Source organism: Amycolatopsis taiwanensis DSM 45107 (genome assembly GCF_000519205.1).
Taxonomy (GTDB): domain Bacteria; phylum Actinomycetota; class Actinomycetes; order Mycobacteriales; family Pseudonocardiaceae; genus Amycolatopsis_E; species Amycolatopsis_E taiwanensis.
Genome location: NZ_JAFB01000042.1, coordinates 1 through 22,794 on the forward strand (window position 1 = coordinate 1; position 22,794 = coordinate 22,794).

Genomic DNA, 22,794 nt, shown 5'->3' on the forward strand with positions numbered 1-22,794 from the left:
CTTCTACGGCTTCGAGTTATATGAGACCCTCCGCCGCGTCAACGAACATTTAGCGCGGTGGCTCATACGTAAATATAAACGACTGCGCCGCAGCTATCGGAAAGCCTTCGCACTGCTCTACAAGGTCAGTCAGACCTATCCGGGCATGTTCAGGCACTGGCGCTGGGGAGCAAAACCACATCCGATCGGGCAATAGGAGCCGTGTGACGCGAGAGTGTCACGCACGGTTCTCGGAGAGCCGGACGGTGCAATCCCGTCCGGCTACTCACCCCGGCCATTTCGGCGGGTTTGGTGTTGAGGTTGAGCCAGGTGTAGACGTCCATGTAGATGAAGACTTCCGCCTTCGGCCCTACCGTCAACCCGGAGGTGTCTTTGAGGAGCAAGTCCGCGAACAGGTCGGCGCGGTGCTGCCCGAGGGTTTTGGTGGTGTCTGCCTTGCGGCGGCGTCGGGCTTGCGCGTCGATTCTGGCGTAGGCGGCGGCACCGACTTCGATGGGCAGGTTGGCGCAGAGCTTGACCATACCCTCGCCTTGAGGGATCAGTTCAATGCCTCGTTGAGCCCGGCGTCGTGCACAGCGTTGCGCATAACCGTCGGGGTCGACCTTGGCCACCGCCAGCGTTGCCGACCGCCGTAGGCCGGTGGGATCTTTACGGCCGATCCGACCGGCCATGATCGCATCCACTTCACGCGCCTGCTCATCGGTGAGCGCGGCGGAGGGTTCATGGATCCGCCCGGCCTTATAGGCGTCGATCTCCCCACGCTGCATTGCCTTCAACGTCTCCGGCAACCGAGACACCAACGCTTCCGCCAACTCGATCTGGTTCTCCGCCATGCGCGGCGAGATGGCCAACGCCAACGCGAGTTCACGCGCGACCGCGCTGCGATCCTCGGCTTTGCGGGCGAACTCGGCGACCGCTTCGTACTGCATCGCCTGCAACCGGTTGACCTGCGCCTGTGTGGACTGAATACGCCGCAACAAACCACGACGAGCCAGCACCCGCGCCGGAGTCTCCGGGAACGGATCCACCAAATCCGGCTCGTACACGCAGTACACCGACATCTCCTCAGCGGTCAAGACATCGACGAGCATCTGCTCAGGCGTGGAAACGGAATTCTCGGAGAGCATACATTTATTGTATCGAACATATGACTCACTGTCATACATGAAAGATCTTCATGTAAGTTCTGATGTAACTGGTCAGGCCTGTGGCGGTGCGGTTTGTTGATCTTGCCTCCGTGGTATGGACCACAGCGTGGTGGCCGCGGACCGACGTCCGTCGTGTGAGGAGCTTGCCGCTGAGAATGCGAAGCTCCGGTCGGTGGTCTCGGACCTGGGACGTTGGTCGAGACGTTGCAGGAACTCACCGCGATGCGGAAACTGCTCGTCGAGGCGATCATCACCGGGGCCGACGCCCTCGTTCCTCAAGCCCTGGTTGAGCCTCCGCAGCCTCACCGGAACCAAACCCTTCTGCGCGATCCGCAGTTACCTCCCCACGGCAACAAAACACGGCGACACCTTCTTCGAAACCCTCTTGGCCCTGAGTTATTCTTCTCTCTCGTCGGCGTATTTTCGGCGCAGAAGTGACGCTGCCGGATGTGATGCGCCCGGCCGGGAGGACGGGACGGATGTTCGGCAACAGGACACATGTTGACGCTTCCCCGCGGTGCCGACGCGGTCGACACCGCCTCTCCACCGACCGGCTTCTGCTGTCTCACCCGACGCGTACCGACATGGTCATCGCTAATGCCGCGGCCAGCGACAGCGTCGCCCAGCGGTGGCTGGGTTGGCTGCCCGAACTTGTCGTCCCGGAAAACCGTCGCGCCACGTTGCTCGCAAAGGGACCAGGCCGAGGTCTTCCCTGGGCAAACACCGAGCAGTGGTTTCTGATCGCGATCGAACGAGCCAGTGGCCGGATCGTGGGCGCGGTCGGCATCATCAAGCAACGGCAGGAGGTCGGCGGCTGGCTGGCTCCAGCCTTCCGGGCGCGCGGCCTCGGCCGGGAGTTGTTCCACGGTGCCGTTACCTTCGCTCACCACCATCTCGGCCTCGCCACCGTCCGAGCCGGCGCCGAAATAACGAACTCAGCCAGCATCGGCGCGCTGACCTCTGCTGGGTTCATTCCCACGACAGGACCCGACTGGCACCAACTGCCCGACGGTCGCGTCGTGCCGACGCAGTGGTTCCGCCACGACACGGAACGCCCCACCACCTGTCGATGACCGTTCTACCGCGGTTTCAAGCTGGATCCGGTGTGCTCCGGTGAAGTAGTTACCGCTGGTCGTAGCGGCGGCGCACCCTGGGCAGGGCGGCGCGCCAGATCACGCGCCAGAACGGGCCGGGCAGATACCGGCTGCGTTCCTCACGCTCGACGCGACCGCGGGGGTGAGCGGCCCACCGGGCCGAGCCGGGGCTGTAGGTGCGGCGGTACTCGATGGCGCACACGTGCTTGACGCTCTTGTAGCCGTAATGGGCGGGAGCGACCAGGCGCAGCGGCGCACCGTGTTCGGTGGGCAGTGGTGCGCCGTCCAGGCGGTCGGCGAGCAGCACGTCGTCGGCGAGGGCGTCATCGAGCCGCAGGCAGGCGTGGTACCCGTCCAATCCCTTGACGCTGACCCAGCCCGCTGTCCTGGCGAGGCCGACGCGAACTGCTAAGGCTTCGTGCACTTCGCGAAACAGCACGCCTTCCCAGTGCAGGTCTCGCGCGCTCCAGGTGGTCACGCAGTGCAGGTCACTGTGTTGCTCGCGTCGTTGGCGCGTGTTGATCAGCTCGTCGAGCGGAATCTGCGTGGGACGGGCCACGGCGCCGGTCACGGTGACCGCCAACCGAGCTGGCGGCGCCGGTTGGACGAGCGCGAACTGTGGCAACCCGAAGCGCCGCAAGGTGGTGGCAACCTGCCCTGCCGGGAGTTGTCCGGCGATGGGATCACCGCTGCGCCTCACCGGGCCCTCTGCCACGAGTCCTCCAACCAATTAGAGTAGATATTCTAGAACCTATATTCTAGAATAATGGGATGGCAAGAAGTCGGTTGCACAGCGACGACTCGATCCTCGACGCCACTCGTGACCTGCTCGTGAAGGGTGGCGCGGGCGCGGCGACCGCGTCCGCGATCAGCGCTGCCAGCGGTGCGCCGATCGGATCGCTCTATCACCGGTTCGGCTCGCGCACGCGGTTGTTCGCCGAAGTGTGGCTGCGCACCGTCTCCCGCTTTCAGGACGGTCTGCTCGCCGCCGCGCACACCGGGGGCACCGGGATCGAGCGGGCGATCGCCGCAGCTGACTGGGTCGTGGAGTTCGCCGCCCGCTATCCCGCGGAGTCCCGGCTGTTGCTGCACGGCAGCCGTGAGCACCTGCTGACCGAGGCCGAGCTGCCCACCGAAACCCGGCAAGCCCTCGTCAGCCTGAACCAGCCCGTCACCGAGCTGCTTCACCGGTTGACCGTCGAGGTGTTCGGCACCGCGACGCCGCAGCTGAGGGAGCTGCTGACCATCGCGGTGATCGATGTGCCGTACGCGTTCGTCCGACGTCATTTGCACGATGGCACATCACCGGAGCCATACCGCCAACTGATCGCCGGCACAGTGCACAGCCTGCTGCGACACCCCACAGACCACTGATAACCAGCCCTGCCCTGGTGCCGACGCGGTGGTTCCGGCACGGCACTGCATCGAGCGTTCAGCGACCCGCGCGGTTCGAGGCTCGAACCTGCCCCGGTGGCAGGTCTTGCCGGAGCGGTTCTACGGTAAAGGGGTGCATCCCTTGACCCGTCCGGCCGCCCTGCGGTGGGTGCTGCTGGTCGGGGTCGCGTTCGCGCTGATCGGGATGCACAATCTGGCCGCCACCAACCCGATGCACGACGTGATGAGACTCGAGCCGGTGGCAAGCGCTTCCATGCCTGTGGCGGACCCGAGTTGCTGCGCGGACCATGCCACCGCGCCGGGTCACGACTCCGGCACGGGCCACGACTGGCTGCACCTGTGCCTGGCGGTCCTCGGCCAGATCGCCGGCGCCGTGCTGATGCTCCTGCTGGTGGTGGGGGTCACTCGATGGGTACGTGACCGTGGCCTGCCTCGGCCCGCGGCGGTTGCGCGTGCGCCCGACCGGCCCCCGGGCAACGGGCGAACCATTCTCACTTCGGTGTGTGTATTGCGGCTGTGACCGGTCGTTCGCACTTTCGTGCGCTTGCGACAGAAACAGCACATCTCACCAACACCGAAGGAAATCATGCTGAACAAGAAAACTCTCGGTATCAGCGCGGCCATTGCCGCCTCGGCGCTGGTGCTGGCCGCGTGCGGCAGCAGCACCAGCGGCAACGACGGCCGCGACATGAGCACCATGACGAGCACCACCGCAGCCACCGCGCAGCCGGCCGCCCACAACGACGCGGACGTCACCTTCGCGCAGGGGATGATCCCGCATCACCAGCAGGCCGTGACCATGGCCCAGCTCGCCGCCTCCCACGCCGCCGGCCAGCAGGTGAAGGACCTGGCCGCCCGGATCCAGCAGGCACAGGACCCGGAGATCCAGAAGATGACCGGCTGGCTGAACCAGTGGGGCACTCCCGTGTCGGGCAGCGCCATGCCGCCCATGGCCGGGATGCCGGGCATGGACCACGGGTCGATGGCGGGCATGATGAGCGATGCCGACATGCAGAAGTTGGCGCAGGCAGGCGGTGCCGACTTCGACAAGATGTTCCTGCAGATGATGATCAGCCATCACCAGGGCGCGGTCGACATGGCGAGGACCGAGCTCGGCAGCGGGTCCAACGCGGAGGCCAAGGCACTGGCGCAGAGCATCATCGACAGCCAGACCGCGGAGATCAACGAAATGCAGCAGCTGCTGGCCTCGTAGCGAGCGGAACGAGGGTGAGGGCAGTGAAACACCCTCACCCTCGTTCATCCGCGCCATCTGGGTCAGCTCGCGGGCGCGATGTCCGGACTCTGCTCCGCTGCGGTGGCCGGTTTCGGCGTGCGGAGGGTGGCGAGGGCCAGGAACCCGCCGGCGACGGCGATGGCGGCGGCACCGAGGAAGGCGGCGGAGAAGCCGTTGGTGAGGGCGACGGCGTCGCCGAGCCGGTCGGCCCCGAAGGACATACCCACCACGGTCATCGCGGCCAGGCCGAGCGCGGAACCGATCTGGTACGAGGTGTTCACGATGCCCGAGGCGAGGCCGCCCTCTTCGGGGCGGGCGCTGGAGATCGCGGTCCCGAGCGAAGGAATGAACGCCAGCGCCTGACCGAGTGCGGCCACCAGCGAGGCCGGCAGCACGTCGATGACGAACGTCCCGGTCGGGCTGGCGAAGGACAGCCACAGCAGTCCGGCCGCCAGCGCCCACAGCCCGGCGACGATCAGCGGCTTGGACCCGAAGCGGGCGATCAGCTTGGGCGCCGCACCGACCATGAGCACCACGATCAGGACGGTCATCGGCAGCAACGCGGCACCGCTGGCGAAGGCGCCGTAGCCCAGCACCTGCTGCAGGTACAGGTTCAGGAAGTACCACATCGGAATCCACGCCGCGCCGAGCAGGAACTGCGCGAGGTTGGCGCCACCCAGGTTCGGCGTGCGGAAGATCCCCAGCCGCACCAGCGGCGTCCGCCGCTTGCGCTGGATGACGAGGAACACCGCCAGCAGCACGATTCCGCCGGCCAGCGAACCAAGGGTGCGAGCGCTGGCCCAGCCCTGGTCAGCGGCGCCGACGATGGCGAACACGGTCAGCGCCAGACCGGCGGTGACGGCGGCCGCACCGGCCACGTCCACCGCACCCCGCCGCGCGGGAGCGGCGGGCATCAGCGCCGGGGCGGCCAGCAGGGCGAGCAACGAGATCGGGACGTACAGCCAGAAGATCCACGGCCAGGACAACCACTCGGTGATCACCCCGCCCAGGAACACCCCGGCCGTGCCGCCGGCCGGAGCGGCCGCCCCGTACAGGGCGAGCGCCTTGGTCAGCTCCTTGGGCCGGTCGCCGAACAACATCATCAGCAGGGTCAGCGCCGAGGGTGCGATCATCGCGGCGCCGGCTCCCTGCAGCACCCGGCCGACGAGTTCGACCCCGGCCGTGCCGGCGAGCGCGGCGACGACCGAACCGGCCAGGGTCACCGCCCAGCCGGCGCCGAACATCCGGCGTGCGCCGAAGAGGTCCGAAAGCCGGCCGCCCAGCAGCAGCAGGCCGCCGAAGGCGACCACGTAGGCGTTGAACACCCAGGACAGCCCGTCAGGGGAGAAGCCGAGGTCTGTCCGCATCCGGGGCAGCGCGACCCCGATGATCGACGTGTCCATGATGACCATGAACTGGGCCAGGGCGATGAATCCCAAGGCCCACCAACGCTTACTCATCTCAATCAGCCTCTATACCAATAGGGGGTAGGGGTAATGATCGATGACGATATGCCGGTGTCTCACCGATTCGCAAAGTGGTTCTCGACACGTTGTACGGTACCCCCCTGTGGTATATTGGGGCCATGGCTCGAGGAGACGTGACGATGCATGGCCACGCGGGTCACCACGACCACACGGGGAACCCGGACAGCATGGTTCTCAATGAGCAACAGGACGGTCCTGGGACGTCCCGGTCGCCGCACGAGGCGATGGGTCATGGTGGGCACGCGGGCATGTCGATGGCCGCGATGGTGGCCGACATGCGCAACCGGTTCCTGGTCGCGGTGCTGTTCTCGAACCCGATCGTGCTGTGGTCGCCGATCGGCGACGCCGTGTTCGGCCTGCATCTCCCGGTGCCGTTCGGCTGGCGGGCCGATGTGTGGGCACTGCTGCTGAGCCTGCCGGTGATCGGCTACTCGTCCTGGATCTTCTTCGACGGCGCGGTGCGTGCGTTGCGGGCCCGCACGCTGGACATGATGGTGCTGGTCGCCGTCGCGATCGGCTCCGGCTGGGTCTATTCGCTGCTGGTCACCCTCTCCGGTGGGGGTGACGTGTTCTACGAGGCCGCCACCGTGCTGGCCGCCTTCGTGTTGCTCGGGCACTGGTTCGAGATGCGGGCCCGTGGCGGCGCCAACGACGCCATCCGCACGCTGCTTGACCTGGCACCGCCGCGGGCGCTGGTGATTCGTGATGGGCAGCAGGTGGAGATCCCGACCTCCGAGGTCACCCTCGACGATGTGCTGCTGGTGCGTCCCGGCGCGAAGATCGCGGTGGATGGTGTGGTCGAGGACGGCCAGAGCGAGGTCGACGAGTCGATGGTCACCGGGGAAAGCCTGCCGGTGCACAAGCAGCCCGGCTCGGAGGTGATCGGCGCGACCATCAACGCCAACGGCACACTGCGCGTACGCGCCACCAAGGTCGGCGCCGACACCGCTCTCTCGCAGATCGTCAAGCTCGTACAGGACGCGCAAAGCTCCAAGGCACCCGGGCAGAAGCTCGCCGACCGGGCCGCGTTCTGGCTCGTGCTCGTCGCCCTGATCGGTGGGGGTGCGACGCTGGCGACCTGGCTGCTGACCGGGAGTCCGTTCGCCACCGCGATCCTGTTCGCCATCACCGTCGTGGTGATCACCTGCCCGGACGCGCTTGGCCTGGCGACCCCGACCGCGATCATGGTGGGCACGGGTCTGGGTGCCAAGCGAGGCGTGTTGTTCAAGAACGCGATGGCGTTGGAGACCTCGGCGCGTATCCAGGTGGTGGTGATGGACAAGACCGGCACTCTCACCAAGGGCGAACCCGAAGTCACCGACGTCATCACCGACAGCGGAATCAGCGAACCCGAGCTGTTGCGCCTGGTCGCCGCCGTGGAACGGGAGTCCGAACACCCACTGGCGGCGGCGATCGTGCGGCACGCCGACGGGCAGGGACTGGACACCGTGCGTGCGCAGCGGTTTGAGAACGTGCCTGGACACGGTGCGATCGGTCATGTCGACGGGCACCGGGTGGTGGTCGGCAACCGGCGCCTGCTGGACCGCGAAGGCATCGATCTGGGCGCGCTGGCCGCGCAGCGCGACCAGTTGGCCGGTAGCGGGCACACCGCGATCGTGGCCGCCGTCGACGGGGTCGCCGCCGGGGTGATCGGTATCGCCGACGCGGCCCGGGAATCCTCGGCCGCGGCCGTGGCCGCGCTGCACGATCTCGGCGTGGAGGTCGTGATGCTGACCGGGGACAACCAGGCCACCGCCGAACGTATCGCGGGCCAGTTGGGTATCGACACGGTGATCGCCGAGGTGCTACCCGGGGACAAGGCCGCGAAGGTGGCCGAACTGCAGCGGGACGGCCGTAAGGTCGCGATGGTCGGCGACGGTGTGAACGACGCCCCAGCGCTGGCCCAAGCCGATCTCGGGATCGCGATCGGCGCCGGTACCGACGTGGCCATCGAAACCGCGGACGTCGTGTTGATGCGCTCCGACCCGTTGGATGTGCCCACCGCCCTGCGGATCGGGCGCGGCACCCTGCGCAAAATGCGGCAGAACCTGGGCTGGGCCGTCGGCTACAACACCATCGCACTGCCCATCGCCGCCGGCGTGTTCGCACCCGCCTTCGGCCTGGTGCTCCGGCCGGAGATCGCCGCACTGTCCATGTCCGGCTCCAGCCTGATCGTCGCGGTCAACGCACTGACACTCAAACGACTCCGGCTGTAGGTCAGGCAGCGTCGGTTTCCGGGGGAGAGTCGCCTGACTCGCCCTGCGCGTGCGGGTCGCGGTCGATCCAGCCTTTGCCCTCCGCGGCGATTCCTTCCAGGATGTGCAGCGTGTGGTCGAAGCCTGCGGCTTCAAGGTTCATCGTGGCGAACATGCTGGGGTTCTCAACCGGTTCGTCATGTGCCACCTCGAGATGCGCGACGTGGATCTCGTTGCTGGGCCCGTTTGTGAGCGTCAGTTTCAGTTCGTGACTGTACTCATTCTTTTTCAGTACGTACACCGATGAAACCGCGTCAAACCGGTAGTTGTGGCGTTCCTGGCCGTGGAAGGTGATCTCGAGGAAGTCCAGTTTGGTACTGAGTTCCCGTACGCCGTCCTGGGTTATCAGGAACAGTCGTACCTTGTATTTGGAGTATCGCCACGGACCGCGCTTGACACGCGCCCTCTTGCAGCCTTTCGACGGTGTCAGCAGGAATGCGTAGGCGAGGACGTCGCGCCATGCCAGGTGGTAGTGCTCCAATGCCTCGTCAAGCAGCATGGTCATATCGCAGTTCAACCAGTTCGCCATCTCATTCTCGGAGGGCCGAGTGGAACGCAGCTTTTCCGTCCACCGTTCGTAGGCGGCATCGCGTTCAAGCGTGTTCTGGTCGAACTCCCGGTAATCTTCGAGCAGGCGCCGCCGTTCGTAGATGATGTCGAACCATCGCTTTGGTGCCTTGACTCCGCTCAGTACAAGGATCGGCGCGGTGATCACTGCGGGCAGAAGCGCAGTCCGCGCCGCCGTGATGATGACGACCAGCGTCGCGGTAACGAGTACGGCCAGTGATGCCGAGCACCAGAGCTTGGTACGCAGCGGGACCCTGTATTGCTCGCGGTACTCCCACAGCGTGCCCTCCTCCCAGCGTTGTTGGACGCTCTTGACGAGATGCCAGATCAGCCACCTCACCCTGCCTGCCGTTATTCTCTTCTCTCGGTATAGATCGACGATCTCGTCACGCAGGCTCCGTTTGATTCCGATGGTCTCAGCGAGCCAGTCGCCAGGGTTGGTCTTTTGAGGAACGTAGGTGGCGAAGTAGCGGTCGAAGTAGTTGTCGACGCTGTTGGCAAATCCTCCTTCCGGTGCCCGGTTGACGCCGCGCTCGCCCAGGTACTCGCGGTCCTTGACGCGCAGTCGCTGCCGGCGGTAGCGCCATTCCAGCCCCGTCCTGGCTGCGACGTACCCGGCGGCCAGCACAGACAGGTACGCGACCATCGGCAGCGGCGTCGCATGTGCGATTACCAGCCAGCCAAGGTATCCAGCGCTGGCCGTTAACAACACGGCCCAGACGACAGCGAGGAATCTGTCGCGAAGAATGGTTCTTTCCGGAGCAGGCTCGCGTACTCGCGGGGGGATCGGATCGGGCTCAAAGTACGCCCAAACGCGGTCCCGCCGGTTCGCGCGCAACCTGTCTTCGTTGGCGGTCTGCCGGGCCTCTGCCCACAGGCTGTCCTTGATGCTGCCGGTGAGCACATGATCGAGATGGCGGATAATCTTGGCACGCTGAAGGGTGCCCAGCGACTCCAATTCGTCAAGCACGGGACCCGGGTTTCGTCCTCGATCGCGCTGGCAGCCCACCAACTCGTAGATCACGTCCAACGCCTGTGTCCATTTGTTGTCGCCAAGAGTGCGGCGGCTCTCTTCGATGCGTGCGAGTTGCTCCCGCTCGTCCGGGGAGAGGTCGCGGTACGCACGCTTGCTCAGTAACGCCAGCACCCAGTGGAATCGGACCTCGCTGTCGTCGTACCCGTGGGCCCTGGCGTCGGCGATCAGTTCACGAGCTCGCGCTGGAATGCCGTCATCCAGGTGCTGCACACCGACCGCGTACCGCTTCTCCGGCGGATCGTCGGGCTCCACCATGTACACGTTAGAGTTGTGTACGTCTCCTGCGGCCTGAATGCCCGTGGTGCCGACAGCGACATTCCATCTACCACTATGTTCGTTCATGACAGCCCCTTCACCGCCGTGATCAGGGCTGCGATCTGCGCCACCACGCCTGCGACATCGGCGACCAGCCCGCGCAATCGCTTGAGCGCCAGCACGAAGGTGCTGTTGCCTTCCGGCGTTTTCTCGGCCAGCGCCTTGCGTGCGATGTCGAGTTCCGTGCGCGCGGCCTCATAGGTGGCGTCGTCGATCGTTCCCGTCGAGCGCTCACGCGTCAGCCGATCGCGCAGAGCCGACAGCTCGGCGGCCAGATCTGTAGACGGTGAGTTGTGCGACCGTGTTGTTATCCAGACATTGCTGCCGCTGACATTCCCACCAGCCTGGATTCCGGTTGTGCCGGCCGAGGAGTTGACGACGTAGTTTGCCCGCGGGTTGTCCTCGTCCATGCTGATCTCTCCTTGTTGGTTGAGTAGTTCTTCGGCGAGCCGGATCGCGAACGTGGCCGCGTTGGCCGCTGCCCGTGGTTGCCAGGATCCGTCGTCATCTGTGTTCTTGGTGCCGTCGGCGCGGTCGCTGATTCCGCGCACAATGGCGACGGGGGAGCCGCTCAAGTGACCGGCCTGCGCGACCCCCGCGCCTTCCATCTCGATGGCCAGCGCGTCGTTATAGTGATTCCGGATCCATACTGCCTCGTGCGAGATGCGAGAGTTCTGCACGATCTCGCCAGCTGCTATCGGTCCGAAATGGACCTTCGGGGTGGTGACTCCTGGCGAGATCTCGCCAGTCCAGCCGGAACGGCCAAGGTAAGAGGCGAGCTGGAGGAGGCCGTGATCGGCCTCCCAGGCCCGGGGACGTGCCTTGAGGCCGTCGTCCTCGCTCGTACCGCCATGATAGGCGTAGACGTGTGTGGCCATGACGACGTCACCGAGTTGCGTCGTGTCCCACAACGCACCCGCTACGCCGACGAACAACACGGCAGCCGGGGAGAATTCGTCCACCGCTCGCTCGGCGAGTACGCCGGCCGCCTGGTTACCCTTGCCGGTGAGCGCGAGGGCCACCCGGCCTGCCGCGCCCGGCAGGTCACCGATCTCGAAGCGCGTGCCGCGTTTGTGCAGGTGCACTCGCGGGTTGGTCAGCTTCCGCCGGACGGCGTCGTATTCCAGGTTGAGCGCGGTGAGTATTACCACGAGATCTCTCATCATTGATCCTCTCGTCGTTTTCGCGTCAAGGCCGGACGATCGGTGGGTGCAACACGGTTTGTGGGCCGGAACGGAACAGCCGTGCGGGCCGTCCCTTCGTGGTTCTACGGGTGACGTCGGCCGGCACGATGAATCCCGGAACACCTTGGACCTTCCGGTAGAAGTTCCGTGGGTCCAGCCGAACACCCCAAACAGCCTCGTAAACCTGCTGCAATTCGGAGATCGTAAAGGTTTCGGCGCAAAACGCGGCGGCAAGCGCCGAGTGTTCCAGTTTTGATCGGGCACGCTCGACGCCGTCGGTGACGATCTTGCGGTGATCGAACGCGAGCTTCACGCGCCCGGAAAGCACTCCCGCTACCGGCCGCCAGGCCGCGCCCGCGGCGTCGGTGCCGGCCACCGGCTCGGGCAGGTGGGGCGCGATCGCCAGGTATGCCACCGAAATGATCCGCCCGCGGGGGTCACGGTCGGGTTGTCCATAGGCGCCAAGCTGTTCGAGATGCAACTTCGAACCATCCAGGTTGGCTTCCTCGTCGAGCTCACGGTGAGCGGCGGCGATGATGTCTTCCTGATCGTTGTTGAGGAATCCGCCGGGCAAGGCCTGAATGCCCCGATATGGCTCTATACCACGCTCGACGAGCAGGACGTGGAGCTTCGAGGACCGCAGCGTCAGGATGACGAGATCAACTGCGACGAGGACGGCCGGCGGCGACCAGGATTCGTCGGACATAACACCAACTGTAAGTTTTTGTCACTCTGACAGAAATAGTCTATTCGAGTGGTTGACTCCCAGAACTGTGCTCGTGCAGTCCGAGCGCGCCCAGGGTGAACTCACGCGATGACTTCACTCAGTCCGTCGGCTGGGGCGGGGACATCGTGCGCGTATCCGGATAGTTGGCTTACAGCGGCGAAGACCGCCCGGCGCGTTGCGTTGTTCGGAGCAATTCGAGCTGCGACATGCGTTTTACTTCGGCTGGTGCGGATTCTCGGCGGAGCTTGAGCGCCTCGCGGTCTGCGAGGCGAGGAGAAGCCGTTCGACCTCCTCCATCGCCTTCACGAGGCGCTCTTGCTGTCGCGTGTCCAAGGGCGTCAGGATCGAGGCAGCGAGTTCGTCGGACGAACGCTCCAGGTCTGCTCGCTCGGCGATGCCCTCGGCGGTCGGCCGCACCGTGCGGACACGGCCATCGGTTTCGGCCGCGTCGGTCGTGATCAGGCCATCCGATTCGAGGCGGCGTAACTGCCTGCTTAGATAGCCAGAATCCAGGCCCAGCCGCGAACGCAACGTCCGCACCTCCGTGCCCTCGGGATCGATCTCCCTGAGCAGCCGGGCAAGCCCGGGCGGGTGCTTCCGGGACAGGTAGGACTCGCTGAGTGCATCGAGTCGCTGAGTGACGGTCCGAACACGGTCGACCAGTCCGCGTTCAATTTTCTGACTGTAGTCAGAAATCTGGGTGGTTTCGTTCCGCGCGGGCCGTCGTGCGGCATCGAGCATGGTGCGGAGAACGCCGCGCAGTCGCTCCTGGCTGAGGTCCAGGGCACCGGCTCCGGCCAGATGGTCGAATAGGAGCCCGTCGAGGCAAGCGACGAAGACCTGTGCGCAGGCAGCTGGGTTGGCGACACCTGCCTGCGTAACCAGTTGCTCGGCGAGTTGCCTGAGCTTGTGTCCGGCCGCGGTCAGGGACTGCCGTAGTTCCGGCCGGCGAGTCGATTCCAACGCCAACTCGTAGCGGGCCAGCATCCGGGTCCGGTCGGCGGAGATCCATTGCGCGGCGATGTCCGCCAGTTCGTCGACAGCCCGGTCCGGGTCCGTGATCACGACTGTCGCCAACTGCTGGGTGCTGAGCGCCAGTAGCCGGTCGACCGCCGCCGTGAGTAAGGCCTGGCGCGTTCGGAAGTGATTGGAGCAGGAGCCTTCTGGCAGGTTCGCGGCCCGGTCGACGGCCCGGTGGGTGAGCCCGCGCATCCCGCGGCGTGCGAGCGTTTCGATTGCCGCATCGGCTAGTGCGGTGCGCCGGTCTGCGACGTCGGCCACGATTACTTCCCTCCACCGAGCGGTCGGACTACTCCTGTAGGTGCAAACTACAGGAGTAGTGAGGGTGAGATGCAAACAGATCGGCAGGCGATCATCGTTGGCGGCGGCATCGGCGGGCTGGCCGCCGCTATCGCACTGTCCCGGCGAGGCTGGCGGGTTTCGGTGCTGGAGCGGGCTTCCCGCATCACCGCGGCGGGATCGGGTCTGAGCATCTGGCCGAACGGCTTACGTGCCCTCGACGGTCTGGGCGTGGGCGAGGAGGTCCGGTCACGAGCGTTGGTCGACACAGAGGGCGGAATCCGGGACACGCGCGGGCGCTGGCTGTCCAAGACCGACACCGACGAAATGGCTCGGCGTCACGGGCCGCTGGTCGCGATCCACCGCGCCGATCTCCTCGAGATCTTGCAGGCAACGTTGCCACCTGGTGTCGTACACCTCGGCGAGACGGTGTCCGAGATCGCCGAGGACAACGGGGCGACGACAGTCGCTCACACCTCGGGTGTCTCGCGCGCAGACCTGGTGGTCGGCGCCGACGGAATCCACAGCATGGTCCGGCGCGCGCTCTGGCCGCAGGCCGCCGCGCCTCGGTATGCGGGGTACACGGCGTGGCGAACGGTCGTGCACCCCGGTACGCGGCCGCGCTCCGGCGGCGAAACCTGGGGCAGCGGCGAGATTTTCGGCATCGTTCCGCTCGGGGACGGTCGAATCTATGTCTTCGCGGGCGCCAGCACACCCGAAGGACAACGCAGCACGGACGGCGAACTCGCCGAACTCCACCGTCGATTCGACAGCTGGCACGATCCGATCCCCGCACTGCTCGACGCGGCCGAGCCCGAGGCGGTCCTACGTCACGACATCTACCACCTTCCCGACCTGAAGTCCTTTGTCCGCCAACGTGTGGCGCTCCTCGGCGACGCGGCTCACGCGATGACTCCCAATCTCGGCCAGGGCGCGAACCAGGCGCTCGAGGACGCGGTGACGCTGGCCGAGGTGGTCGATCACGCGGAGCCCGATCTCGCGCTGGCCAGCTATGACCGGCTTCGGCGCCCTCGAACACAATCGCTCGCGCGCCAGTCCCGCCGGATGGGATCGCTTGCGCACCTGGCGTCCCCGGCCGCGGCGCTGGTGCGTAACACGGTTATGCGACTCGCACCAGCACGCGTGGCACTCGCTCGCCTCGATCCAGTCCTCGACTGGCACGCCCCCCGGATGACCAGGTAAAGCCGCGCTCGGCATGACGAACCGCCACCGAGTGGACACATCATGTCCAAATCAGATCGGTTATGAGTCTGAGAGCCCGCGCAGGCTGGCGCAAATATGCGAAACCCGAAAGGTACGGGTTTCCTCGGCTCCGACGGCGCTGGCGCGAGCCAAGGGTTCGCATTGACCGGACACTGTTCGCGATGCTGGCGACGGTCACGCCTCCCAGGTGACCGGCAGTTCATGCACGCCGTAGATGAGCATGTCGGTGCGCAGCGGCACATCCTCGGCCGGGATCGCAAGGCGCAACGTGGGGAAGCGGGTGAGCAGCGCGGGCAGCACGACCTGCAGTTCCACCCGGGCGAGTTGCTGGCCGAGGCACTGGTGGACACCGTGGCCGAACGCGAGGTGCCCACCGGTGGGGCGGTGCAGGTCGAGGCGGTCGGGATCGGTGAAATGCTCGGGATCGCGGTTGGCGGCCGGGATCGACAGGGTCAGCGACTCGCCGGCCTTGATCACCTGGCCGTCGAGCTCGACGTCCTCCAGCGCCGAGCGGACGGTGCCCGGCACGATGCTCAGGTAGCGCAGGAGTTCCTCGACGGCGTGCTCGGCCAGATCCGGCTCGGTGCGCAAGGCGGCGAGTTCGCCGGGGTTGCGCAGCAGGGCGAAGGTGCCCAGCGCGAGCATGTTGGCGGTGGTGTCCAGCCCCGCGCCGAGCAGCGTGAAGCCGATGTTGACCAGTTCCTCGTCGGTGAGATCGCCGGGGGTCAGGTCGCTGAGCAGGTCGTCGGTGGGCTGTGCCCGCTTGGCCGCCACCAACTCCCGCACGAACTGGTGCACGGCGAGGTAGGCGGACGCGATGTCCTCCTGTGAAGTGTCCAAACGGAACAGTGCGTAGGCGTGTTCGGCGAATCGGTCCCGCTCGTCGAAGCGCACCCCGAGCAACTCGCAGATCACTTGCGCCGAAATCGGTTTCGCCAGCACTTCGACGAGGTCTGCCGGGGGCTCCTGGCGTGCCATGACGTCGAGGTACTCGTCGGTGATCTGCTGGAGGTGCCCGGTCAACTGGCGCATGCGACGGACGGTGAACTGGCCGGTGAGCTGGCGGCGGTAGCGGGTGTGGTCGGGCGGGTCCATCGCAATGAAGGAACCCGGCGGGGCCGGTTCACCGCGCGAAGGACCGGGAAACGGCAGGTGCCGGAGTTCGGCTCGCGCGCTGAACCGGGAATCGGCCAGTACCGCGCGCACCAGCTTGTGGCTGGTGACGACCCAGCCCTCGTGCCCGTCCGGATACCTCATCCGGCTCAACGGGCACCGCTCTCGCAGTTCCGTCAGCTCCGGGAGCGGGTCGAAGGGATGGCCGGGACGCCGCTCGGTCAGCAGCGATGGCGCCGGCAGTGGCTCTGTCATATCGCTGTCATCTCCTTACTCGCTTGGTTTATCGCACGCGAAAGCTATCGTTGCCTTTTATGTGGCGTCAACTCACAACTCTGCTATTCCATCTTGTATGTGAACCACTTCACGGCGAAAATTGCAATGACATTGCCGGTAATTGCTACGCACTTCGCCGGCGTTGTCTTGCAATGACCGTGGCACACTGACTACGACGAACAGGAGGACGGATGCCCGGCGACAGGTTGACCATCGAGGATCGCCGGCATATCGCGATGTGGCTCGACGAGGGACTTGGCTATGCCGCGATCGCGCGGTGGCTGGCGCGGCCGACCTCGACGATCAGCCGCGAGGTGGCTCGCAACGGCGGCCGCCAGGGCTACCGCGCCGACCAGGCCCAGCAGGACACCGCGCGCCGTGCGCGACGCAGCGCCCCCGCGCCGGCTCCGGCCACGCCGCCGGAGGCCGACGAGGACGGTCGTGACGTCGAGGCAGTGCGCGACTTCGAGCAGCAGTTCGTCTCGATGATGGTGCGGACCGGGTTCCCGCCGATGCCGGCCAGGGTGCTCGCCTGCCTCTTCATGAGCGACAGCGGCTGCTTCACCGTTGCCGGGCTGGTCCAGCGGCTACAGGTCAGCCCGGCCTCGGTCTCCAAGGCGATCGGCTACCTGGAGAAACTGGACCTGGTCAGTCGTGAACGTGACACCCAGCACCGGCGCGAGCGGTATCTCGTCCACGAAGACGCCTGGTATCGCGCATGGTTTGCCAGCGTCCGGTCCATCGCGATGTGGGCCGAAGCGACCCAGCGCGGCGTCGAGGTCCTCGGCGCGGCGACCTCCGCCGGTACCCGGCTGCAGCGGACCAGCCACTTCTTCGAGGTTCTCGGCGAGGATATGGCCGCAGCGGCCGAACACCGACGGCAGACCTTGTGGACGTCGGCACCGGGGGCGGGGACGTGATCGGGCTGTGTGGCCCCTTCGCCGCGGACTCAGGAATTGTCGTCCCGCTCGTCCAGGACGTCCTGCAGATACGCGGACGGGTACGCCTGGCGGTAAGTGCCGTCCTGAAGGCCGACATCGCGCGCTTCGCCGGCGTCGATGAGCCTCATCGTGCCGTCGCTGGTCTCCGCGGCGCCGAACTCGCCGGTGTCCACGATGCCCGGCCAGGCACCGGGTTTGTGGTAGATCTCCGGATCGGCCGGGAACAGGGCGAGCAGGTCCTCGTCGTGCCCGACGACCTTCCACGTGCCGTCCTTGACCGAACTGTCCTCTGTGTACACCGGGAACCTCCGGGACGCGCGGCGAATGGTCGCGTCGAGCCGGCCCTGCGCCGATTTGCCGTCGAAGAGCCCCAGCGCGGTGCCGAAGCGATTCTGGGCCAGAGTCACGGCCAGGTGGTAACCACCGCCACGAGCCGGAATCGCCAGGATGTCGCCGGGTTTCGGCTTGGCGACACGCTTCTTCGGCACGTCCGCGAGGAGTGACCGAATGTCCCCAACCTCGACATCGGAAAGAGTAACGCGTCCGGTTCGAAGAACCTCGAGAATGGCCGAAGACAATTGCTGCGGGGTCACCGGGCTGCCGCTCTCCGAACGCATTCGCTCCACCAGGTCGCCCAGGTACGCGTTTGATTTCACGAAGAGGTCGTCGTCCAGGTCATGTACGCGTGACTCCGCGGGATTCCGGTACCGCTTGTTGCCCTTGAGCGTCACCTTGAACTTCAGCGGTGCGCGGAAAGTCCCGTCCGTGCCGGCACTGTTTTCCGGGATCGCCCAGCCGAGAATTTCCAGGAACTCGGCCAACGTGGGCGCGCCGCCGAATATCGCGCCGAACTCGGCGGCGACCTCCCCGAGTCCCGAAGCAGCCTGGTCGCGGGCGTCTGTGGAGAGTGCTGCGTCGGTCATGGGGGACATCCTAGCCCACTCTTCTTCCGCTGTTCGTACTCCTGGTACTCCGACATCTTCTTCGGATCCATGGGGTTGATTTTGTTGCCGCGGTCGGTGCCGGCGTTTTTGCCGATAAAACTGTTGTGCTGTTGCATCAGCCGCTGCTCCATCAGGCGGGACTCGCCATAGGTTCGAGTTCCCGGCACGACTTCCATCACGTCACCGTTTTTCGGGTTGAACCTGTCACCGTTGGCGCTGTGCCGGGCCTGGACCGAGGCCGGCGTCTCATTTCCGCTGAACCTGCCGGAATAGTAAACGTTTCCACTGGAATCCTTCAACACGTAGTTCGAGTATCCCGGCCGGTCGAGATGGAGATACCGGGCCTTCGAGATCAGGCCGAGCGGGTCGAGCCAGGCAAGCGGATTGTCCACGTAACCGTGGTGGTTCGGCGCCGGATGGAGGCCCAGCGGGTCGGGGCTCGTGTACCGGCCTGTCTCCGGGTCGTAGTAGCGATGGTAGTTGTAGTCCAGGCCGGTCTCGTAGTCGTGATACTGGCCGGGGAAACGCAGCAGGCAGACCGGGCCACCGTCCGCCCGGTGCTCGTTACCCCACAAGCCGGCGCGCCGTCGCCATTCGACCCGCCCCTCGGTGGTGACCAGTTCGGTCGGGGTGCCGACCGCATCGGTGACGATGGCGTGGAACTGCCGGTCCACCACGTGCTGGGGCGCCGTGGCGTAGAACGTGCGCCGGTCCTGGCCGATCGGCGACCACGTGCCGGGCTCGTAGTCCCAGGTGGTCGCGGTGACCAGGTCCGCACCGGGACGAAGCCGTTCCTCCTCGACGAGGGTGTCGCCATCCCAGGTGAACCTGACCTCGTCGAGGACGACGTCGTTCTGGCCGAGTTGCTGTTTGGCGATGCGCCGTCCAAGGGGGTCGTAGCGGTATCGCCACCGTTGTCCGGCCGGGTTGAGAGCCTCGACAAGCCGGTCGTTGGGGTCGTAGCGGTAGCTCCAGGCCTGCCGCGTGCCGGACAACGTGTGGCGTACCGTCCGAACCAGCCGGCCCTGCGCGTCGTGGTCGAAATGCGTGCGCCCGGCTTGCCGCAACAGCGTGCCCGTCGACGACCGGGGGCCCGTCACCGGCGAACCGTTCGCCCGGCCGTCGGCGGCGAAGCTGAGGTTTCCGGTCCGGTCGTAGGCATAGCGCTCGGTCCAGGTCGCGGCCCGTACGGCGGTGACCCGGCCAAGCTGGTCGAGATCGAAACGCCGAGTGCCCTCGACGCTGTCGGTGACCGAGTCGGGCACCCCGTCACGCCGGTACGTCCAGCTCCGGCTGGACAGCAGGCGGGAGACCTGGTTGCCCGGCGAGCCTTCCACCCCGACCAGTTGACGTTCGGTCAGGAAACCGGTGTTGTTCCAGGAACTGGTCAAGGCCAGCGTCGGGCTGAGCCGGCGGTAGGTTTCTCTGCCGGCCGCGTCGTGCGCGAAGGTGATCCGCCTGCCGCCGGTGACCAGCATGCTGGGCCGTCCCCGCCCGTCGAAGTGCCACTGCGAGATAAGCCCGGTTGGCGTAGTGCGGGAGATACGCCGGCCGAGTTGGTCGTAGGTGCAGGTGAGTGTGCGGCCTTCGACTGTCTCGGTCAGCACCCGGCCGAGTGCGTCGCGAGTGAATTCCAGCTCGCTGTCCGGCCCGGTGGCACGGACCAACTGGCCCGCTCGGTCGTAGCTGAAGGTCGTTACCTGACCATCGCCGGTGTGCTGCTCGGTTATCCGGCCCAACGTGTCGCGGGTGATGGCGATCGTCTCGCCCGCACCGTTGGTCAACCGAGCGAGCCTGCCCGCGGCGTCGTTCTCGTAGACCATGGTGCGGCCGTTGAAGTCCCGTTCCCGGACCAGGTTTCCTGCCGCGTCGTAGGTGTACTCCCACGCCAGCCCGTCGGCGTTCGTGGCCGACGTCGGCCGCAGTTCCGTGTCATGGGCGAAGACATGCCTGCTGCCGTCCCGTTCAACGCGCGCTTTCAGCACGTGGAACGGGCCGATCTCGAAACGGGTGGTGAACCCGCCGGCATCGGCAGCCGCGATCAGGTCGTCGTTGCCGTTCCACACCCACAGGTGACTTGTGCCGTCGGGGTAGGTACGCCGGGCCGGTGTGCCGGCGGCGTTCCATTCGGTGGTGGTGACCGCGCCCAGCGCGTCGGTGAAGGCGGTGAGCTGACCTCGCGCGTCCCACTGATACCTCTCGGTGGCTCCGGAGGCGTCGGCTACCGCCAGCGGCAGACCGGCCGCATCGGTGGCAATGGTGGTGGTGCTTCCCAGCGCGTCGGTGATTGATTGTTGCTGGCCGAATTCTCCGTATTCATAGCTCGTCACCGCGCCGGCGGGATCGGTTTCGGTAAGCAGATTGCCGCGCTCGTCATAGGTGTACCGCCACCGCGCGCCGTCGGGCCCGACGATCTCTACGGGCAACTGGAAGCTGTTGTAGGTCGCGGTGACCGCCGTGCCGTCGGGGCGATCGACGCGGACCGGGAGACCATCGGAGTTCAGCGTGTAGCGCGTGGTGTTGCCGAGCGGATCGGTCCGTGACAGCAGGCGGTGGTAACGGTCGTATTCGGTGAGATCGGCATTGCCGAGCGGGTCCACCACCTTGGTGAGGTGGTTGTGCTCGTCGTAGTGGTACGTGGTGGCATGGCCGAGGCTGTCGGTGACGGTGGTGACGCGGTTGTCCAGGTCATAAGCGAAGTCGGCGGAAAGGTAACCGCCCTGGCCTTCGCCCCGAACGACCCGGCCGTCGAGACCGTAAACGTATTGGTAGCGGTAGTTCTCGCGGTCGATCCAGGCCGTGACGCGATCGGCCTCGTCGTATTCGTACCGATAGGGAAGGCCCGTGGAATCGATGATTTCAACAAGCCGGCCGCGCGGATCATAGCGGTATTCGACCAGTGTGGATTCCGGCTCCGCCGCCGGCCGCAGGCGCAGCGCGCCGATCCGGACGCCGCGTTCGGTGTCCAAGGTTTCGACTCGGATGCGGTAGCCGCCGGAATGGACGACCTCGACCGGAAGGCCGGCCTCATCGCGGAGATAACTGATGCGATTCCCGTTGCGGTCGGTCACCGCGCTGATCGGACGTAATGCCGGATCCGCCGGATTCGGGCCGAAATGCCGCACCAACCCGCTACTCGGGTCCTCGATCCGATAGGTGTCGGAATCGCTGTCCCAGGTGAGTGGCCAGCGCGAGCCGGCGAAGGGCATGGCTTGTCCACCCGGCCCCGTGGGGCGCTGGTAGATCAGGACCTCCGCGTCATCACCGAAATAGCGGATACCTTCGTCGATCTCGAGCCGCTGATCCAAAGTGGACGCCCAGCCAGGGCCGTGTGACCGGCCACCCGGATAACCGGACGCGTAGGCGCGACGAAGGGCCAGTGGCAACAGGCCCGGTAACTCGACGTCCGTCGCACTGGTGATCATCTGACCGGACACGGTGTCGACCGGGTCGCCGCCCTTGCCGTCGCAGCCGCCGTTCCCCTCGGACCGCTGGCCACCACTCCCGCTGTCGTCCGACGACGCGCGAGTGCCATTGCCCTCGCTGGAGGTTGAGCCATCCCCAGCATGGGACGTGCTGGTGGAACCCTCATCCGGAGGCGCCGAACTTTCATGGGTGCTCGTGCTCGGCTCGTGGCCGGTGGGAGTGTCATGGGCGGAGGAGGCGTGAGTGTTTTCGCCGGGGAGGTGGGGTTCTTCGCCGCCGTGGCCGTGGAGGGTGTTCATGACTTTTTTGATGGCGGCGAAGATTTCTTCGAGTTTGCTCATCATCGGGCGGAGCTTTTCGACCGAGTTGATGAGTTTCTTGATGGTGGCGCCGATCTTCTCCATCCAGGCGGAGACTTGTTCGACGACTTGGGCGACTACGACGGGGGTGCCGAGGCCGAGGGAGAAGACCTCTTCCAGGGCGTCTTGGATGAAGTCGCCGATGGCCTGGGTGACCATGTCCCGCACCAGACCGCGAACCGCGCCGGTGATCACGCCGACGATCTGCACCACCACCGAGATGGTTTCCGCGCAGGTGGAGGCAGCGTTGATGTGGTCGATCTTGTTCTTGATGTTCGCGCGATAGGTGTCGGCAGCCGGACCGGTCCAGTTCGCGGTGTCCCTCTCCACCGTGGCAGCCAGATCTTTACCCGCGCCCTGAACCGCCTGAGCGACGTTCTTCCAGGTTTGGGAGTAGGCCGCGATCTGGTCGGCATCCCCGGCGAGGTGGTCGAGGGCGTCTTTCAAGGGTTTGACGTGTTCGATGAGCCAGTTCAACCCGTAGGAGATCAGCGTGCCGACCGGGTTCATCGCCATCGTGAGCAGGTCCATACCGGCGCCGATGGCCGAGATCCCGCCCTCGATCCAGCTCCCGGACTGCACCCCGTCGTACACCCCAGCGGCATCGTCGAGAACATTGATGCCGCTGTGCCACGTCGTCGAGTCCTGCTTCTGCGCCACCAACGGATTGCTCATCGGACGTGAGCCTTCGCGCTGGTCTGTGCCGCACGTTGGTTCCCCCGCACGGTTGGGTCCTCACCGGCGCTCGACAACGGATCCCGCATGGTCCA

At 66.0% G+C, this 22,794-nt stretch carries 18 protein-coding genes and 1 pseudogene; 9 read left to right on the forward strand and 10 right to left on the reverse strand.

From position 1 onward, the window contains the following. A pseudogene (locus A3CU_RS54040) lies at positions 1 to 196 on the forward strand (hypothetical protein); the annotation flags it as partial. Here A3CU_RS54040 and A3CU_RS47180 read toward each other — a convergent pair. Beyond that, complete coding sequence (locus A3CU_RS47180; protein WP_052372369.1) at positions 150 to 1,127, reverse strand: DUF222 domain-containing protein; 978 nt, start codon at positions 1,125 to 1,127, stop codon at positions 150 to 152. The pseudogene A3CU_RS54040 and the gene A3CU_RS47180 sit on opposite strands and share 47 nt — an antisense overlap. 213 nt (positions 1,128 to 1,340) lie before the next feature. On the opposite strand from A3CU_RS47180, the gene A3CU_RS52815 reads away from it, so the two are divergent. Next, entirely contained in the window at positions 1,341 to 1,586 is a 246-nt protein-coding gene (locus A3CU_RS52815; protein ID WP_156960607.1) for a hypothetical protein, read from the forward strand. Positions 1,587 to 1,627: 41 nt separating this feature from the next. Next, entirely contained in the window at positions 1,628 to 2,221 is a 594-nt protein-coding gene (locus A3CU_RS47185) for a GNAT family N-acetyltransferase (protein WP_281174160.1), read from the forward strand. A gap of 49 nt (positions 2,222 to 2,270) precedes the next feature. Here A3CU_RS47185 and A3CU_RS0129085 read toward each other — a convergent pair whose 3' ends face one another. Further along, on the reverse strand, positions 2,271 to 2,957 hold the full coding sequence (locus A3CU_RS0129085) for a molybdopterin-dependent oxidoreductase (RefSeq protein WP_245617394.1): 687 nt from the start codon (positions 2,955 to 2,957) through the stop codon (positions 2,271 to 2,273). 56 nt (positions 2,958 to 3,013) lie between these two features. Between A3CU_RS0129085 and A3CU_RS0129090 the strand changes: the two genes are divergently transcribed. The 3 genes from A3CU_RS0129090 (at position 3,014) to A3CU_RS0129100 (ending at position 4,850) form a co-directional block, all read left to right on the forward strand. Next, a complete protein-coding gene (locus tag A3CU_RS0129090) occupies positions 3,014 to 3,616 on the forward strand; it encodes a TetR/AcrR family transcriptional regulator (protein WP_027945250.1) in 603 nt (200 codons plus the stop codon). 133 nt (positions 3,617 to 3,749) lie between these two features. After that, complete coding sequence (locus A3CU_RS0129095) at positions 3,750 to 4,157, forward strand: hypothetical protein (protein ID WP_245617395.1); 408 nt, start codon at positions 3,750 to 3,752, stop codon at positions 4,155 to 4,157. A 66-nt stretch (positions 4,158 to 4,223) separates the two neighbouring features. After that, positions 4,224 to 4,850, forward strand: coding sequence for a DUF305 domain-containing protein (locus A3CU_RS0129100; RefSeq protein WP_043842945.1), 627 nt, complete (start codon positions 4,224 to 4,226; stop codon positions 4,848 to 4,850). A 62-nt stretch (positions 4,851 to 4,912) separates the two neighbouring features. Here the strand turns inward: A3CU_RS0129100 and A3CU_RS0129105 are convergent, their stop codons facing one another. Beyond that, positions 4,913 to 6,331, reverse strand: coding sequence for an MFS transporter (locus tag A3CU_RS0129105; RefSeq protein WP_043842947.1), 1,419 nt, complete (start codon positions 6,329 to 6,331; stop codon positions 4,913 to 4,915). Between the two features lie 125 nt (positions 6,332 to 6,456). On the opposite strand from A3CU_RS0129105, the gene A3CU_RS47190 reads away from it, so the two are divergent. Further along, positions 6,457 to 8,574, forward strand: coding sequence for a heavy metal translocating P-type ATPase (locus A3CU_RS47190; RefSeq protein ID WP_245617396.1), 2,118 nt, complete (start codon positions 6,457 to 6,459; stop codon positions 8,572 to 8,574). Position 8,575: 1 nt separating this feature from the next. On the opposite strand, the gene A3CU_RS47195 is transcribed toward A3CU_RS47190, so the two are convergent. From A3CU_RS47195 to A3CU_RS54045, 4 genes are all read right to left on the reverse strand, one after another. Continuing rightward, positions 8,576 to 10,477 (reverse strand): hypothetical protein, encoded by a 1,902-nt coding sequence (locus A3CU_RS47195; RefSeq protein ID WP_052372376.1) that lies wholly within the window; start codon positions 10,475 to 10,477, stop codon positions 8,576 to 8,578. 77 nt (positions 10,478 to 10,554) lie between these two features. Beyond that, positions 10,555 to 11,694, reverse strand: coding sequence for a 5'-methylthioadenosine/S-adenosylhomocysteine nucleosidase family protein (locus A3CU_RS0129120; RefSeq protein ID WP_342668941.1), 1,140 nt, complete (start codon positions 11,692 to 11,694; stop codon positions 10,555 to 10,557). Positions 11,695 to 11,719: 25 nt separating this feature from the next. After that, positions 11,720 to 12,421: an NUDIX hydrolase gene (locus tag A3CU_RS0129125; RefSeq protein ID WP_027945255.1), complete on the reverse strand. Its 702-nt coding sequence runs from the start codon at positions 12,419 to 12,421 to the stop codon at positions 11,720 to 11,722. A 234-nt stretch (positions 12,422 to 12,655) separates the two neighbouring features. Further along, positions 12,656 to 13,723: a TetR family transcriptional regulator gene (locus tag A3CU_RS54045; RefSeq protein WP_052372379.1), complete on the reverse strand. Its 1,068-nt coding sequence runs from the start codon at positions 13,721 to 13,723 to the stop codon at positions 12,656 to 12,658. A gap of 69 nt (positions 13,724 to 13,792) precedes the next feature. Here A3CU_RS54045 and A3CU_RS47210 point away from each other — a divergent pair, with 69 nt between their 5' ends. After that, positions 13,793 to 14,944 carry an FAD-dependent monooxygenase gene (locus A3CU_RS47210; RefSeq protein WP_043842949.1) on the forward strand — a complete coding sequence of 384 codons (1,152 nt, stop codon included), beginning with the start codon at positions 13,793 to 13,795 and terminating at the stop codon, positions 14,942 to 14,944. Positions 14,945 to 15,139: 195 nt separating this feature from the next. On the opposite strand, the gene A3CU_RS0129145 is transcribed toward A3CU_RS47210, so the two are convergent. Beyond that, on the reverse strand, positions 15,140 to 16,333 hold the full coding sequence (locus A3CU_RS0129145) for a cytochrome P450 (protein ID WP_027945256.1): 1,194 nt from the start codon (positions 16,331 to 16,333) through the stop codon (positions 15,140 to 15,142). A 212-nt stretch (positions 16,334 to 16,545) separates the two neighbouring features. On the opposite strand from A3CU_RS0129145, the gene A3CU_RS47215 reads away from it, so the two are divergent. Next, positions 16,546 to 17,274 (forward strand): GbsR/MarR family transcriptional regulator, encoded by a 729-nt coding sequence (locus A3CU_RS47215; protein WP_043842951.1) that lies wholly within the window; start codon positions 16,546 to 16,548, stop codon positions 17,272 to 17,274. Positions 17,275 to 17,303: 29 nt separating this feature from the next. Here A3CU_RS47215 and A3CU_RS0129155 read toward each other — a convergent pair whose 3' ends face one another. Then, positions 17,304 to 18,218 carry a hypothetical protein gene (locus A3CU_RS0129155; protein ID WP_027945257.1) on the reverse strand — a complete coding sequence of 305 codons (915 nt, stop codon included), beginning with the start codon at positions 18,216 to 18,218 and terminating at the stop codon, positions 17,304 to 17,306. Next, positions 18,215 to 22,699 (reverse strand): DUF6531 domain-containing protein, encoded by a 4,485-nt coding sequence (locus A3CU_RS47220; RefSeq protein ID WP_052372381.1) that lies wholly within the window; start codon positions 22,697 to 22,699, stop codon positions 18,215 to 18,217. The genes A3CU_RS0129155 and A3CU_RS47220 overlap by 4 nt, the downstream gene beginning before the upstream one ends. Positions 22,700 to 22,794: the final 95 nt, after the last annotated feature.

Excerpts from the sequence above, each read along its gene's own strand:
- A3CU_RS47180 (WP_052372369.1), bottom strand. The coding sequence starts at position 1,127 with ATGCTCTCCGAGAATTCCGTTTCCACGCCTGAGCAGATGCTCGTCGAT.
- A3CU_RS47185 (WP_281174160.1), top strand. The coding sequence starts at position 1,628 with ATGTTCGGCAACAGGACACATGTTGACGCTTCCCCGCGGTGCCGACGC.
- A3CU_RS0129090 (WP_027945250.1), top strand. The coding sequence starts at position 3,014 with ATGGCAAGAAGTCGGTTGCACAGCGACGACTCGATCCTCGACGCCACT.
- A3CU_RS0129100 (WP_043842945.1), top strand. The coding sequence starts at position 4,224 with ATGCTGAACAAGAAAACTCTCGGTATCAGCGCGGCCATTGCCGCCTCG.
- A3CU_RS0129105 (WP_043842947.1), bottom strand. The coding sequence starts at position 6,331 with ATGAGTAAGCGTTGGTGGGCCTTGGGATTCATCGCCCTGGCCCAGTTC.
- A3CU_RS47190 (WP_245617396.1), top strand. The coding sequence starts at position 6,457 with ATGGCTCGAGGAGACGTGACGATGCATGGCCACGCGGGTCACCACGAC.
- A3CU_RS0129120 (WP_342668941.1), bottom strand. The coding sequence starts at position 11,694 with ATGAGAGATCTCGTGGTAATACTCACCGCGCTCAACCTGGAATACGAC.
- A3CU_RS0129125 (WP_027945255.1), bottom strand. The coding sequence starts at position 12,421 with ATGTCCGACGAATCCTGGTCGCCGCCGGCCGTCCTCGTCGCAGTTGAT.
- A3CU_RS47210 (WP_043842949.1), top strand. The coding sequence starts at position 13,793 with ATGCAAACAGATCGGCAGGCGATCATCGTTGGCGGCGGCATCGGCGGG.
- A3CU_RS0129145 (WP_027945256.1), bottom strand. The coding sequence starts at position 16,333 with ATGACAGAGCCACTGCCGGCGCCATCGCTGCTGACCGAGCGGCGTCCC.
- A3CU_RS47215 (WP_043842951.1), top strand. The coding sequence starts at position 16,546 with ATGCCCGGCGACAGGTTGACCATCGAGGATCGCCGGCATATCGCGATG.
- A3CU_RS0129155 (WP_027945257.1), bottom strand. The coding sequence starts at position 18,218 with ATGACCGACGCAGCACTCTCCACAGACGCCCGCGACCAGGCTGCTTCG.
- A3CU_RS47220 (WP_052372381.1), bottom strand. The coding sequence starts at position 22,699 with ATGAGCAATCCGTTGGTGGCGCAGAAGCAGGACTCGACGACGTGGCAC.